The organism is Flavobacterium sp. C4GT6, assembly GCF_036347315.1.
Taxonomy (GTDB): domain Bacteria; phylum Bacteroidota; class Bacteroidia; order Flavobacteriales; family Flavobacteriaceae; genus Flavobacterium.
Genome location: NZ_JAZGZU010000002.1, coordinates 247233 through 263344 on the forward strand (window position 1 = coordinate 247233; position 16112 = coordinate 263344).

Here is a 16112-nt window from a genome sequence, read left to right on the forward strand (position 1 = left end):
TGAAAAACAGATAACAAAACAATCAATTAATCATAATCGCTGTATCGTACTGCAAATACGCAACGGTTGTCCTGTCCGTATTTAGAACTTTCATATTCGGTAAGATTCCAAAGGTAGCCTGTACTGCTGTCGTAGTATAGGTCTTCTGCACCATGAGGCCAACGGAAACGTGTTCCGGCACCATCACCACTGTAGTGACGTACCAAACGAGCGGTAGAACCTTCGTAGCTGCTGTTTCCTGTAGTGGTTACTAAACTGGTAGAAGCCTGACCTCTCCTGTAAACACCCTGTACACGGTATACCGGTCCGTTATTTCCGGTAGTATTATCCTGTGGTTCCAGCTGTTGTACTGATTGCCCCGTATTAATCTGTCCGCTTGAGTTAAGCGCAAATCCATATATCTTAGGAGTTTGGTTATCACTTGGCGTAAGGTACTGACCTGTCCATAGTCTTGCCTCACCATCATTACCTGTACCTAATGAAATACAAGAATAAGGATTGGCATTGTCTATATCATAATAACCAATTTGCGGGAGCACATAAGAATAGTTGAATGCTTTTAGTGTACCATCAGTCTCACGGCCTATACGGTTTTTGGTGCTGTCTCCCGAAACTGCGATAAGTTTTCTGATGTCAAACACACGCATCCCCAGTTTGGTATCTACAACATAAATTTTGTTGTTAGAATAAGCTACACCGCCTGCGTGGATGGTAACCGGACAAAACAGGTCTAACTGATCGTAAGAATTGGTAGATCTGTATAGGTTGCTGTTACTCATGTTGTTTTTGTCCTGCACTAAAAGGATGTGTCTGTAAGTGATATTATTCATATCGGTAATATCAACAAGGGCAATACGAACACCTTTGTGCTGGTTGTAAACTCCCGAAATAGTACCCGGGCCAACACCATACCATGTTGCCAAAAGAAATTTGCGGCCACCCCAGTTAAAACCGGTTAGTCCCTGTGGGCGCCATTCTTCTGTACTTTCGTCACCGCTGTTCCATTTGAAACCGGTAACCTGATTTGCCGATGGAATGTTAAATCCATACACGCTGTTATAACCGCTTTTTGTGCCAGAGCGGTTAAGGTTAATATCGTCTGGCTCAAGGAAGCCATACGGTGATAGTGAGTTTACAAAGTTGCTTTCGTCTGTGTAACTAATCGGCAGACTGAGAAAGGCCTTTGTTGTCACTTTTGTGGTGTCCTGAGATGTTGCAGCATCTTCAGAAACGGGCTCAAAGTCGTTTGAGCATGAACAAATCGCTCCAGCCATAAGCAGGGCCGCGAACTGTTTCAAGTAAGTGGTTTTCATTTTTATGGTTTTTAATAATTATTCGGCTTATAAGCAGCAGAACAATTTTTCCATCAGCTCCCGCACTTCATGAAAATGTTATTGCCTGTAAAAATTCAAATAAAAGTAAAATATCCCATAAAAAATTAATTTGTTTATTACTAAAATATTAATAATGAAACATGAAATTTTGAGATAAATAGCAGATGTTTAATTTTCTGCGTTTTTGTGTTGTATTTTTTTCTGATGCCTTTTGGAGTAAAACCATGCTCCGGCTGTAAGCAACAGGTAAAGCACTACAATTGCGGCCATTTGTTCCCATTTATTTTTGAGTTCGTAATATAAAATAAGGACGCTGCCTAAAGAGAGTCCGGCAATGGCTAACACAGTAATAATTGCCGAGGATTTTGTTTTGTCTTTTATTTTATAATTGGCAATAGCCATTAATAATGATACCAGTAAAAAGGTAACACTACCAAATTCCAGTATAAGTTCCAGTCCGCCAATAAGGATTAACACACCTGCAAAAGCTGCCATAAAAAGGGTAGCGTTTTTAGGGATTTGGTTTTTTCTTTTGGTTAGTATATCCGGGAAATAACCATCATCTGCAATGGCTGCCAACTGTCTTGATGCTCCAAATACGGTTCCGCTAATGGCGCTGCTGGTTGCCAGTAAAGCTCCTGCTATAACTATGGTGCTGCCCAGTTTACCCAATACTTCGCCCGCACCCGATGCCAAGGCGTATTCTTTGTTCTCAATTATCTTTTCGGCAGGTATGGCAAATAATGCCCCCATAGATATTACCACATAAATCAATACCGCCAGTACTATGGCACTGTATATGGCTCTCGGGATATTTTTATCGGGGTCTTTCATTTCGTTTACGGCATTAATAACGAGCTGAAATCCTTCAAAAGCAACAAAGGTGACCGATGATACGATAAGGATATTCATGATGCTGGATTTTTCGGCATCCACAGCCATGGTTTCCATAAATTTAGCAAAGCTGGTATCGCCATTTTGCATAAGTACTACCGATATTATGGTTAGTAAAACCAGTTTGGTATATACCATTATATCCTCAATTTTACCCATACCGTTTACACTCCAAAGGTTAATTGCGGTAAACAGGCCTATAATTCCAAGCGCGACAGCTTTACGAATCCACATATTATCTGAAAAATCAGTGCTACTGATGGCATAAGAGGAAAAGGTATAAGCATAAAGTGCGAGTGTACTTATGTACCCGAATATTACATACCATCCTATAACAGAAGCCAGGAAAGGTGTTTTGGGATAGGTTTTTTTATAAAAGGCATAGGTAGCACCTTCATCTTTATAATATACGCCTAGTTTAACATAAGAGTAAGCAGCGAGGGAAGCTATAATACCACCCACTATAATAGCAAAAGGTGTTACGTTTCCTATTATTGCTACAGATATTCCCAATATGGTGAATATACCACCGCCTACCATTCCTCCTAAAGCAATGGCAATAAGTTCTGCCAGTCCTAGGTTTTTAGTTTTAGATTGTAGTCCCATGTAAGGTAATTTTGAGGTAAGTATAACAAAGTTACCCATTTGTAAGAAAAGAAAACATTAAATTTAGCTTAAATCCTTCTGAAAAAAATGTGAAGTGATAAAGTTATATGGTTTTTATAGCCATAATCTTCTCTTCAAATATTTCCTTGCAATGTGATTTGCTTTTAATACGTGTTTTGTAGGTGTAAACAGTTGATACCGATAGTTCAAGAAAATCGGCTATCTGGTTACTGTCTTGTATGCCTAGTCTGTAAAGGGCAAATAAGCGCATTTCAGTATTTAAAAGTTCCCCTTTTTTGATAACGGTTTTATGGTCATCGGGGAAAAGTGTATTAAAGTCTTCAATAAAAGTGGGGAACAGTTTCAGGAAAATCTCATCAAATTGGCGGAATAGGTTTTCTCTTTCCTTTTTTACGTTATAACGCTTAAGGCTGGTAATAACCTCGTCGGTTTTTTTGGAAATTATTTTCTGTATGGTACTTTTTTGTAAATGGTCAATTTTGTTAATGAAGTCGGATGTAGCTTTTATAAAGTAAGCTATATATTCTTCTTTAATGATGTTAGCCTCGCTAAGACTGTTATTCATTTCCTGTAGTTTGGCATACGATTCGGCCATTGCTTTTCGTGAAGCATTACGTTCTTTAAGCTGCCTAAAGATAATAACCAGAAAAATTATAATAATGACTGATAATACAGCGAGTAGTATTACTACGGCTTCCAGTATATCGTTTTTATCTTTTATCTTATTAAGCTGAGCCTTTTCTATAATAGGCAGTATGGTGGAGATTTCAATTTTACGGTGTCGGGCATCATAAAATGTAGCATCGTCCATTGCCAGGTTAATATACCTATTGGCTTTTTCCAGGTCACCACTTTTAAATAATTCGTTTGCTAGGTTACGCAGGGCAACAGTTTCCTTTGTAGCATTCTTTACATCGGCAATAGCGGCAAGACACAGGTAGTGGATTCCTTTTTCCTTTAAACCCTGTTCAGAATAGATATAACCGAGGCTTGAGGTGGCAATACCATAATATTCTGTAGGTAGTTTGTAATTGTTAATCCAATAACTAAAGGCAAATTCGGCACCTTTGCGGTCCTGTTGTTTCATGCGCTTCAGGCTAATGGCTGCCCAGTACTCATTAGTATTGGTGTCTACAATCATTATAGCCTGCTCTATATACTTTGTACCTTTTTGTATGTAATTGATGTTATAACGGGGATCGCGGGTATAATCGGCAAGGTCATAATAAGCACGTGCCTTTACCGAGAAATATTCATAACGGGTTTTTATATCCAGTCGGTCTTCATTTTTAATACTGCAAAGCGTGTCTATAGCCTCTTTAAACAATCCGGAGGATAGTAATACAAAACCTTCCTTTATTTTGGCTTTGGCAAGCAGTTCTGAATCTTTTAAATGAAAAGCCATGTTCTTTGCCTGCTCTATATAGTAATAGGCAGAATCATATTTAAACGATTTGTATTCGTCAAAAAGTGACATATAGGTGTTGTACAAAGCTTTTTTATCATCGCTTAGTTTAAACTTTTCTATATGTACTTTCAGTTCGCCTATGGCAGCATATTTCTTTTTTACATAATACTCCTTATTGGCAAGGGCTTTATCCAGTTCCTGCAATACGGGATCGGTCTCTTTAGGTGTGCTGAACAAAGAGAAACAGGTAAAAAGTAAGAGAAAGGTGATGTGTTTTTTCATTGCTGCCGTAATAGCGCATAACAAGGTGTTATAACCTCATCATTACCTCGCGCAGTTGTTAATCAAGGTAAAAACTAATGATTTTTTTAACAGATTATTTTTAAGATGTAAAAATACGGGAAAAGTTTTCATCTTAACAATAAAATCATTTAATATATAAACAATTGAGAAAAATATCCTTATTAAATTTTGATATTCTTATTATTTTGATTTTTTACTTCCTTTAAATTGTCTAAACATCTACTTGATTTTTTAAGTATAAATAATTTATTAATTAATTGTTTGTCAATTGCTTATTATAAATAATAGCCTTGATTTATCTTGATTTTTATTCAATGTTTTTTTTAAGAGTTTTTTAAGGGCTAGTTTCGTCATATCCTTTTTATAGGGAGTAACTAATTACCTAACAAAACAACAACATTTATGAGAAGTAAAATTATTTATGGGTTAGCTATCATGGGGCTTATTGCGGTAGGCTGTAATGATCCTGATGATGGTAGTTATGTAAATCCTGTTACCATTTATGAGAAAATGGAAGGTGACTGGGGTTTAATGAGTTTAAAGATGGTAGATGAGTATGCGAAGGCAAACGCTATCGAACCGTCTGAACAAAACATGGGAGCTTATTTTAATTATGAAGATTTTAAAATAAGGTTTAGTGTTGACGATAATATGGAACCTACTACTTATGAAGTAATGGGTGATGTGCCCCCTTTATTTCCGGCAAACGGTTACTGGAAGCTGAGCTCTGCTTTCCAGCAACCAAAAGGCGAAGCAGTAAAGATCTATTTATATAGTGATGCTCAAAAAGCACAAATGACCGATGAACTTAAACTGGTTGCTGTACCCGGTAGCGGTGAGCAAATGGAACTTCAGCTGGTAAGGAAGTCAGGAGGCATTGCGTTTGTGTCTTATTCGTTTAAGTTAAATGCAGTTAATTAACGACAACATGAAAAAAATTATACAATTTATAGTATTAGCCTTTGTTTTACTGCCGGGCGTTGCCAGGGCACAGGAGGCAGCAGGGTCTATAAACGACATGTGGTCGTTCCCTGTAGTATATGCTTACGACGAAGAAGTGACTTGGTTTTTTGATCTTTCCACTACAACGTTTGCGGCAGAATCTGATGTTTATTTATGGATTTGGTCTCCATCTGAACCGGATGCCGGAAACTGGGAAAACTCCTCAGAATTTGCAAAACTTACCTATGAAGGGGACATGATATGGAGCTTTACGCTTACTCCTACAGAATACTTTAATATGACTCCTGAAGATATTGCAGCCAGCGCCGGATTTTGGTTCAGGCTAAAAGACCTTACAGGTTCGTTACAGTCTGAAGTGCATAGTATGGCTTATACTGATTATTCATCGTTTGCAGGTTCGGGGGAGTTATGGAGATCATACCCATCGTCACCGCTTATTGATGAGGGGATAAGTATTCTTTTCAATGCCAATCTGGCCGATGGTTTTGAAGATGCTACAAGTGTACATTTCCACAGCGGACTTAACTTTTGGGATATTGCTATTGAATATCAGTCATGGATTCCGGAAGTGGTTGAAAAAACCCAGTTAAAAAACATGGGTGGAGGGATCTATAAAATGGACCTTATACCACAGGAATATTATGAAGCTCCCGACGGATATGTAATGGAAAACATTGCTTTCCTTTTCGTAAAAGATGACTGGGCTGGAACAACAGCCGATCAGGTACTTTATGCAGGTGAGTTTATTCCACCTCCACCACCGGTATTTACATTCTTCCCTCAGCAAATTAGCAAAAAAGACTTTTTAGGGATAATAAGAACAAACAACGAACCAGGAATTAATACCCTTATCTATACGGTTACTGCAGGTACGGTAGAGGTTACGGGCGAAATTACAGGTGGTATTAGTGAGATTAAAGGATTTGTAAACTTGGTGTCTGCGCTACAAAATGTAGATGTAACCGAAATACATGTTCTGGTTAAGGATAATACTGACAAAACAATTTCAGACACTACCATCCCGCTTAAGCATCTGGACTAATAAACCACAATCAACTTAAAAAACCATTCGATGAATAGTAAAAATACTAAAGCAGGCCTGCACAAGGTGTTGGTTAATAAATCGCTGGTACTCACATTTGTCATGCTTTTTCTTTCGGTTGTTGCATTTGCACAGGGGAAAAAGCAGGTATCGGGTACTATTAACGATAATACCGGTATGGGTATGCCGGGGGTGTCGGTAATTGAGGTAGGTACAACAAATAGTGTGGCTACCGATATTGACGGGAAATTTGTTATTACAGCTACTGTAGGCAGTACGTTGGAAATATCTTTTATAGGTTATGAAACACAAAGCGTAACCGTAACCGAAAATACATCAAACATTGAGCTTACTTTACAGGAAGGTGCATTGATGCTTGATGCTGTAGAACTGGTTTCTGTAGGTTATGGTACTATGAGAAAACAGGATTTAACAGGAGCTATATCAACCGTAGGAGAAAAAGACCTTGTAAAAGGTAACGTTACTTCTACCGAGCGTGTGCTACAGGGTAAAGTTGCCGGTTTAGCAGTTGTTCAGGATACCGGTGATCCAAGTAGCGGTTCTTCACTTCGTTTAAGAGGTGGTACTTCGCTAACGGCAAGTAACAGTCCGCTTATCGTGGTAGACGGAGTAGCTGGTGTAGACATTAACGTTGTACAGCCTTCAGATATCAAATCGATAGATGTACTTAAAGATGCTTCGGCTACAGCCATCTATGGTTCAAGAGGAGCTAACGGTGTTATTATCATTACAACAAAAAGCGGCAAAAAAGGACTTTCTGTAGTATATAACGGTTTTACCAGTGTTGGTAAAGCATCAAATAATTTAGATCTTCTTTCTGCAAACCAGTGGAGAGCTTATGTTCGTGATAACAACTTAATGGACGCTGTTGATTATGGCGCAGATACGAACTGGCAAAAAGAAATTCAGCAAACTGCTTATTCACAAAATCACAGCCTTAGCATTAATTCGGGTTCTGAAGATGGCGGACTTCGTGCATCGCTTCAGTATTTTGATAACGAGGGTATCATTAAGCGTTCGGGAATGGAGCGTTTAAGCGGTAATATTAGTGTTTACCAGTATGCTCTAGATAAAGCTATTAAATTTGATATGGGCTTAATGGCTAATATTGACAAATGGCATCCGGTAGATTACAGAATTTTTGAGCGTTCGTTCAATCTTAACCCTACAATTCCTGTTTATGATGAAAACGGTGATTTTACATCTGTAGGAGGAACATTATACGAAAACCCTGTTGAGATACTTACCAACCGTACTGCCGATAGTAAAAGACACAGGTTATTAGGCTACTTTAAAACAGAAGTAAACCTGTTTAACGACTTTAAAGCGGTTGTGAATACTTCGTTAGAACACAATGCTCTTAATGCCGATCAATACAAACCATCGTATGCTGTACTTGAAGGTAGAACCGAAAACGGTTACGGACAAAAAACATATGGTGAGTACACTACAGCACAGGTTGAAGCGTACCTTAACTATAACAAAATGTTTGGTAAGCACAGTGTAAACGGTATGCTGGGTTACTCTTACCTTGAAAATGTATACGAAGGTTTTGGTGCACAGCGTAGCGGTTTTGAAACAGATTTATTTGGCTACAACAATCTTGGAGCGGGTTACAACTACCGTTTAGGTGATGTTTACTCTTACAAAGGGAAATCAAACTTGGTTTCTTTCTTCGGTAGGGCAAACTATTCTTACGATGGTAAGTATATGGCAACAGCAACTGTAAGAAGAGATGGCTCAAGCCGTTTTGGTGCAAACAACAAATGGGGTGTATTCCCTTCTGCATCGGTAGCGTGGAGAATCTCTGACGAGAACTTTATGGACTGGTCTGATAACTGGCTAGGAAACCTTAAAATAAGAGCAGGCTATGGTGTTACTGGTAACCAGGATGGTATTGGTGAGTATAAATCCCTTTCAATATTAGGAGTGGGGCAGGATAGCTACTACAACCCGGCTACAGATTCATGGAGCCTTGCTTATTCGCCAACACAAAACCCTAACCCTGATCTTAAATGGGAGGAAACACAACAGCTTAACTTAGGTTTAGACTTTACTTTATTTAACAGAATATCAGGTTCGTTTGAGTACTACTCAAAAACAACTAAAGATTTATTATACACTTATCAGGTACCTCAGCCACCTTACTTAGTGGGTACTATGCTTGCAAACGTAGGTGAACTTTCTAACAAAGGGGTAGAGCTTACATTAAGTGCCGATATTATTAACAACGATAAGTTTACATGGAGTGTAAATACTAACTTCTCTCACAACAAACAGATGATTGAAAAATTATCTAACCAAACGTATGATACAGATGTAATTTACAGTGGTTCACTTCACGGACTTTCGGGTATGTCTAACCAGTTCTCTCAAATCATTGCCGAAGGTTATCCTGTAGGAACATTTTGGGGTAAAGAGTTTTTAGGTTTTGATGAGAACGGAGAGTTTATTTTAAGCGAAGAAGATAAAGCTATTGGTGATGTTCAGCCAGATCTTATTATGGGTCTTAGTATGAACTTTACTTACGATAAGTTTGACTTTGGCTTTACCAGTTACGGTATGTTTGGTCAGGAAGTACTTAATGCAACAAACATGATGCTTTATACTCCAAACAGGTTACCGGCATACAACGTTCCTGATGACTTTATCGGTTCGGGTATCAATTCGGCACCAACATTCTCAAGCTACTGGATAGAGAAAGCATCTTTCTTCAGGCTTCAAACGGTAACGCTTGGTTATACTTTTCCGTTTAAGGACAACGGTTCTAAGCTTAGAATATATGTGTTAGGTGAAAACCTTGCAGTATTTACAAATTACGATGGTACAGACCCTGAGGTTAACCTTACCGGTCTTGATAATCCGGGTATGGACAGGTTTAATAACTTTCCAAGACCAAGAACTTTCTCTGTAGGTCTAAACTTCACCCTGTCTAAATAAGTGATTTGATAATCCTAAAATTAAAATGATGAAAACCAAAATAACAGCATTATTCTTAACGTCTCTTTTTGCACTGTCGTGTACAGATCTTGATGAAGATTTGTATGACAGAGTTAAAGACGACAACTTTGGTAATACACCAAGTGAAGTGGAAGCACTTGTAGGTGGGGCCTACTCATCCCTTAGAGGGTTTAGCGACGGAATCTCAAATTCATTTCCGGGTAGCGAATATGTATTCTTTTTAAACGCAGTAACTTCAGACGAGACTGTTATCCCTACAAGGGGTACCGACTGGTTTGACGGCGGACAGTGGCAAAGGGCACAAACCCATACATGGCTAGCCAGCGACGGTATGATACTTTCGGCATGGCGTTACTGTTATGCAGGTATTGCTAAAGTAAACTCTATTATTTACCAGATAGACAAATCAGGACTTACCGATGAGGCTAAAGCTCCTATATATGCAGAGCTTAGATCGGTTCGTGCCTATTACTACTACATGTTGTTAGACATGTTTGGTAATGTGCCAATCGTAACAGATTTTGAAGATCAGGGATTACCGTCTAACTCAACACGTCAGGAAGTGTATGACTTTGTGGAAACGGAGTTACTGGAGTCGTTACCTTACCTTAAATCAGAAATTGTATATTCTAAGTTTACTAAAAATGTAGCTTACGCTTTATTGGCAAGATTATACCTTAATTCAGAAGCGTTTATTGGTCTGGCCCGTTGGCAGGATTGCATCGATATGTGTCAAAATGTATCGGGCTATTCACTAACGGTAGATTACTTTGCCAACTTCGCTACAGAGAACCAAACATCAGGAGAGATAATTCTTTCTATTCCTTACGATAATGCTGCAGGGACAGTGGGTAACTATATGTCTTCAATGAGTTGTCATTACCTGCATAGGTTTACTATTTCGCCAACAGGAGATTATCCTTGGAGTGCTAATGGTATGGCCGCAGAGCCGGGCGTTTTCTCGAGCTTTGAAGAAGGAGATGTGAGAAGAAACGCAATGGTGGAAGGTGAGCAAATTAACCTTGCAACAGGTTCGGTTATTATTATGGATAGTGGTGAGCCGCTTATCTATACCGAAGAGATTCCTGACTTTACCAATTCTGCACAAAATGTAGGGGTACGTTTAGGAAAATATGAAATGAAAGCAGGAGAGCAATGGGAAAGAGATCACGACCTTGTTGTTATCCGTTATGCTGAGATACTTATGATGCAGGCAGAGTGTTATGTTCGCTTAGGTTCGCCTGGGCAGGCACTTCCGTTTGTAGAGCAAGTAAGAATGCGTGCAGGACTGGATACTCCTGATACGATAGATTTAGACTTCATTGATCAGGAACTTCGCAGGGAATTCCTTTTTGAGGGAAGAAGAAGGACAGACAATATTAGGTTTGGTACATTTTTCCAACCTGGTTGGGAATTAGGTACAACAGAACTTTTCAGAGCCATCTTCCCTATACCGGAAACCGTATTGTCTACCAATACAAATTTAGAACAAAATCCGGGTTATTAAGAAGTTAGTAGTAGTGCCGGTCTTCCATGTTAGGGTTAGTTCATGGTAGGCCGGCATATTTTACTTTACTGAAGCTTATATTTTTAAATAATGAACAGATATTTTACACTATTATTAAGCGGTGTTATTGCTATAGCCATAAGCTGCAACAGTTGCAGTAAGGACGATAGCGGTAAAGAAACCGTTGGGGGAGGGCAGGAAGAAACCTTTGATCCTGTTGCTGTGACCAAAACAAACAGCACTAAAATCTACATGCATTACATGCCGTGGTTTGAAACTAAAGAAAGCAGTGGTAACAACCAGTGGGGCTACCACTGGACTATGGCAAACAAAAACCCTGACAACGTTGGTGCCAACGGGCAAAGGGAAATTGCTTCACATTATTATCCTTTAATAGGACCATATCATTCGGGAGACCGCGATGTTATTGAGAACCATTTACTGCTGATGAAGTATTCAGGAGTAGATGGTATTTTAATTGACTGGTACGGTACTTATGATATTAATGATTTTAAGGACTTAAAGGAAAACTCAGAGCAGTTAATTGATATGCTGGATGAGGTAGGATTAAAATTTGCCATAGTATATGAAGACAGGTTTTTAAATGATATTGTACAGGCAGGGCTGGCTCCTACAGTTACCGGCGCAGCAAAAACCGATTTAGGTTACATGCAAAGCAATTACTTTAATACTGATGAATATATTAAAGTAAACAACAAACCATTGTTGCTAAACTTCGGGCCTATTGTGATGCAGACGCCAGAGGAATGGACTGCCGCTTTTAGTAATCTTAGTACCAAACCAACTTTCCTTACTTTATGGAATGAATCAAGCGAGGCAGGTGAAAATGCTTCGGGCGAATACTCATGGGTTTATGAGAATAATGCCAATCTTAATAATTTCTATGTAAATAATCTGCCTAACCTTGGTGTGGCAATGGGCAGCGCTTACCCGGGGTTTCATGATTACTATGCCGAAGGCGGTACATCTACCGTTATTGGCTGGACAATAGATCATAACAACGGGGCAACGCTCGATGAAACCCTTAACATGGCACAAAATGCCAACCTTGATTATCTGCAACTGGTAACCTGGAACGACTTTGGCGAAGGCACCATGTTTGAGCCTACAACAGAGTTTGGTTACAGCTACATACAAAAAGTAAAAACATTTGCGGGAGTACAAAACACCGGAGATGTATTTAATGAGATAAGTAAACTTTACGATTTAAGAAAAGAGTATAAAGGCAATCCTGATATTCAGAAAAAGCTTGATAAGGCATTCAATTATTTTGTTTCAATGCAAGCCAATAAAGCGATAGAGCTACTAAACGAAATTCAATAACAATTGTAATTAATGCAAGTAATGAAAAATAAATTATTCAGGTTGTGCCTTACGGCTTTTGCTTCGGTGATGATATTATCATGTGGTACCGAAGAGAAAGTATATACAATATCTTCTCCGGGAAACACAAACGAACTGGTATTTAAGTTAACAGAAAAAGGAGAGCCACAATACAGTTTTTCCTTAAACGGAAAAACGGTTATAGAACCTTCCTTAATGGGATTTGAATTTCAGGAAGCCAGTAAAATGACTGATGGCTTTGAGGTGGTAAACACCGAAGAGAAATCGGTTGATGAAAACTGGGATCAGCCTTGGGGAGAGTTTAAAACAGTTAGGGATAACCATAAAGAATTAGTAGTTCATTTAAAGGAGTCTAAAGGCGACGGTCGTTTAATGGATATCATTTTCAGGGTATTTGATGACGGACTTGGTTTTAGATACTATTTCCCTGAACAGCCTAATATTGGTGAGGTTAAAATAGCTGATGAGGTTACCCAGTTTACCTTCCCTTTTGATAACGATGTATGGTGGATACCTGTACATGGTGAGAACAGCTACTATGAAAGTTTTTACCGCAAAACAGCCATGAGTAAAACCGATACCATAAATACTCCGGCGACTTTTGAAACAAAAGACAGCCTGTTTGTAGCTATACATGAAGCAAACCTAACCGATTTTGCCTCTATGACATTGCTTAAAACTAATGGTAATAGTTATAAAAGTGATTTAGTGCCGTGGGCAGATGGGGTTAAGGTATATGCAAAAATACCTTTCCAAACACCTTGGAGAACCGTTATGGTAGGAACAAAAGCAGGAGATCTTGCCATGTCTACATTAACGTTAAACCTTAACGAACCATGTAAGATTGAAGATACATCGTGGATTACCCCAATGAAATATGTGGGTATATGGTGGGGTATGCACCTTGATAAATACACCTGGGGACAGGGAGAAATACATGGTGCTACTACCGAGAATACCAAAAAGTACATTGACTTTGCTGCTGCAAATGGTTTTGATGGCGTTTTAGTAGAAGGATGGAATGAAGGATGGGATGGTGACTGGACAGCCGATGGTACTGCCTTTAGCTTTGTAAAGCCTTATCCTGATTTTGATTTGGAAGAAATAACAAGATATGCTGCTGCAAAAAATGTACGTCTTATCGGGCATCATGAAACTGCAGGTGCAGCAAGTCACTATGAAAGCCAGCTGGAAGATGCATACAGCCTTTACAATAAGGTTGGTGTTAATTCGGTAAAAACAGGATATGTAAATAAGTATCTGGATAAAAAGGAATGGCATGACAGTCAGTTTGGTGTGCGTCACTACAGAAAAGTAATAGAAACAGCTGCCAAACATCATATCATGATTGATAACCACGAACCGGTAAAGGGGACAGGACTTTGGCGTACATATCCTAACCTTATGGCTCAGGAAGGAGCAAGGGGGCAGGAGTATAATGCATGGTCGGCAGACGGAGGTAACACACCCGAGCATACTACCATTATGCCGTTCACGAGGATGCTTGCCGGTCCGTTTGACTTTACTCCGGGTAACTTTAACTTTGATTACGAAACGCCAAACAAAGCGATGGTGCAAACTACGGTTGCAAAGCAACTTGCTTTGTATGTGGTAATATTCAGCCCGCTACAAATGGCTTCCGATTTACCTGAAAATTATGAGGGTAGGGCAGAGTTTCAGTTTATTAAAGATGTTCCTTGCAATTGGGAAGAGAGTAAAGTACTTGATTCTAAAATTGGGGAATATGTAACTATTGCCCGTAAGGATCGTAATAGCGACGAGTGGTTTTTAGGCTCTATAACTAACAGCGATGCACGTAAAATAGCTCTTCCGTTAAACTTCCTGAAACAGGGAGTGCCTTATAAGGCAGAAGTATACAGGGATGGTGACGGTGCTGATTATAAAGAAAATCCTTATCCGGTAAGTATAGATGTAATGACGGTTAACAGTACTTCTGTTCTTGACCTTAATCTTGCTCCGGGTGGAGGTACAGCTGTACGATTTATACCAATCACCAATTAGAGGATTGTATTTGTGATTTTGTTTAAGGAAAACGGGGCTATAAGCCCCGTTTTTTTATTCTGTAATGATATTGTTTAATGTAAGCTTTAGTGCTCTTGCAGCATTTTTTACCATTTCGGGCCAGTCAACCGCAGCGGTGTCATCGGCTCCGTCTGAAATATATTTAAGGCATAAAAACGGAATGTTTTCCTGTTTGGCTATAAGTGCTAACGGGTAGGCCTCCATGTCTATCACATTATAATCTTCGGTGTTGTGATCCATTACAAAACTGTCTCCGGTACCACATATTCCGTGAGGTAGGGTTTCTATTTTAATTCCATATTCTAATACAGGTAAATGTATAGAGAAAGGCGTTTGGTACTTTTCAAAGCCCAGTGCGGTTACATCCATATCACGCTGTACAAAATTGGTGCAGCAAACTACATCGCCTCTTTTGTGCGAAGTACTTCCGGCAGAACCTAAATTGACTATGATAGAAGGTTTGTTGTCGTGTATGCTCTTCATTAGGTTATACATGGCGTTTAGTTTACCTATGCCTACAAAAAGGGTGTTTACATCTTTAAACTCATGAGTAGCTTCTGATTCCAAAGCGAAAACATACAAAGGTTTTTGCAGTAACTCTGATGTAGAGGGTAATGTATTGTGGGTAGTAACAGACATGATTTGTAATAATTTCTGCAAATTTAGCTTAAATATTCAAAACCATAGTTATGCTTGTTTAGGGTAACATTTCTCCTTTAGGTTTGAATAATGATGCAAACTGATGGCAAACCGGTAGCAATACAATAGCGATAATTAAATTGAATATTAAATGTGCTAATGCTGCCTGATAAGTAATGTTTGATGATATGCTTAATATGAGGTTTTCAAACAGTTTGTAAAACGGTAAATATATTACTACGCCAATAGCATTAAAAGCAAGGTTGGCCAATGCTGTTTGTTTGGCTACTTTTCCAAGTTTTAACGACGCTATAAAGGCTGTGGTAGTTGTACCTATGTTAGAACCTACTATAATGCCTATGGCGCTGTCCAGCCCTAAAATATTCTGGGAGCATAATATTATGGTTAAACCAACGGTAACCGAACTTGACTGGCAAATAGCTGTAATGAGAATACCATACAATATTCCTATGAACGGATTTGAGGCGTAACCAAGGAAATCTACCAAATCAGGACTGTCCTTAATAGGGGTAAGGTTCATGCTTATCAGTTCAAGGCTAAAAAGTATTAGTCCCATGTAAAACACGGGTTTTGAATATAGTTTTATCCTCTCTGGGAAATAACCCATAACGAAACCTAAGGCAAGTAGTATGATTCCCAGTGCTTCCATTTGGAAAGAAACCAACCAAGCTGTAACGGTTGTTCCCAGGTTACTACCTAAAAGTATGGGTAAGGAACTCTCAAACAGTAATACCCCCGAATCTACAAACGAAACTACTATGGAAATCACTGCACTACTGGACTGTATGAGTGCTGTGCCTACAAACCCCAGTAAAAAAGCTTTTATTTTGGAGTGTGACAGGGTTGTAAGCAGTGATTTTATCTTTGAGTTAGCTTCACTTTTTAAAGTATCCGAAAAGCCTTCAAGGCTATGGGTAAATAACCCGATTGCAGCAATAACCGATATGAGGATTTTTAGCCAGTTTAGTTCTTCCATGTCGGGAT

11 protein-coding genes are annotated in these 16112 nt (G+C 39.0%); 6 read left to right on the forward strand and 5 right to left on the reverse strand.

Translation table 11 applies throughout. From position 1 onward, the window contains the following. Positions 1 to 26: 26 nt before the first annotated feature. The 3 genes from V3Z67_RS03405 to V3Z67_RS03415 all read right to left on the reverse strand — a co-directional run bounded on the left by V3Z67_RS03405 (position 27) and on the right by V3Z67_RS03415 (position 4545). On the reverse strand, positions 27 to 1313 hold the full coding sequence (locus V3Z67_RS03405; protein WP_330441977.1) for a hypothetical protein: 1287 nt from the start codon (positions 1311 to 1313) through the stop codon (positions 27 to 29). A 189-nt stretch (positions 1314 to 1502) separates the two neighbouring features. Then, entirely contained in the window at positions 1503 to 2873 is a 1371-nt protein-coding gene (locus V3Z67_RS03410; protein ID WP_330441978.1) for an APC family permease, read from the reverse strand. Between the two features lie 64 nt (positions 2874 to 2937). Further along, positions 2938 to 4545 carry a DUF6377 domain-containing protein gene (locus V3Z67_RS03415; RefSeq protein ID WP_330441979.1) on the reverse strand — a complete coding sequence of 536 codons (1608 nt, stop codon included), beginning with the start codon at positions 4543 to 4545 and terminating at the stop codon, positions 2938 to 2940. Between the two features lie 423 nt (positions 4546 to 4968). Between V3Z67_RS03415 and V3Z67_RS03420 the strand changes: the two genes are divergently transcribed. The 6 genes from V3Z67_RS03420 (at position 4969) to V3Z67_RS03445 (ending at position 14447) form a co-directional block, all read left to right on the forward strand. Then, positions 4969 to 5487 (forward strand): DUF5004 domain-containing protein, encoded by a 519-nt coding sequence (locus V3Z67_RS03420; protein ID WP_330441980.1) that lies wholly within the window; start codon positions 4969 to 4971, stop codon positions 5485 to 5487. A 7-nt stretch (positions 5488 to 5494) separates the two neighbouring features. Then, positions 5495 to 6571: a hypothetical protein gene (locus tag V3Z67_RS03425; RefSeq protein ID WP_330441981.1), complete on the forward strand. Its 1077-nt coding sequence runs from the start codon at positions 5495 to 5497 to the stop codon at positions 6569 to 6571. A 30-nt stretch (positions 6572 to 6601) separates the two neighbouring features. Beyond that, entirely contained in the window at positions 6602 to 9532 is a 2931-nt protein-coding gene (locus V3Z67_RS03430) for a SusC/RagA family TonB-linked outer membrane protein (protein WP_330441982.1), read from the forward strand. A 25-nt stretch (positions 9533 to 9557) separates the two neighbouring features. Next, positions 9558 to 11060, forward strand: coding sequence for a RagB/SusD family nutrient uptake outer membrane protein (locus V3Z67_RS03435; RefSeq protein WP_330441983.1), 1503 nt, complete (start codon positions 9558 to 9560; stop codon positions 11058 to 11060). 90 nt (positions 11061 to 11150) lie between these two features. Continuing rightward, positions 11151 to 12404 carry a glycoside hydrolase family 71/99-like protein gene (locus V3Z67_RS03440; protein ID WP_330441984.1) on the forward strand — a complete coding sequence of 418 codons (1254 nt, stop codon included), beginning with the start codon at positions 11151 to 11153 and terminating at the stop codon, positions 12402 to 12404. Between the two features lie 21 nt (positions 12405 to 12425). Continuing rightward, a complete protein-coding gene (locus V3Z67_RS03445) occupies positions 12426 to 14447 on the forward strand; it encodes a glycoside hydrolase family 97 protein (RefSeq protein WP_330441985.1) in 2022 nt (673 codons plus the stop codon). A gap of 54 nt (positions 14448 to 14501) precedes the next feature. On the opposite strand, the gene V3Z67_RS03450 is transcribed toward V3Z67_RS03445, so the two are convergent. Continuing rightward, the gene (locus tag V3Z67_RS03450) at positions 14502 to 15107 is read right to left on the reverse strand and encodes a 5'-methylthioadenosine/S-adenosylhomocysteine nucleosidase family protein (protein WP_330441986.1); all 606 of its coding nucleotides are present in this window, start codon (positions 15105 to 15107) and stop codon (positions 14502 to 14504) included. Positions 15108 to 15165: 58 nt separating this feature from the next. After that, positions 15166 to 16104: a Na/Pi cotransporter family protein gene (locus V3Z67_RS03455; RefSeq protein WP_330441987.1), complete on the reverse strand. Its 939-nt coding sequence runs from the start codon at positions 16102 to 16104 to the stop codon at positions 15166 to 15168. Positions 16105 to 16112 lie beyond the last annotated feature (8 nt).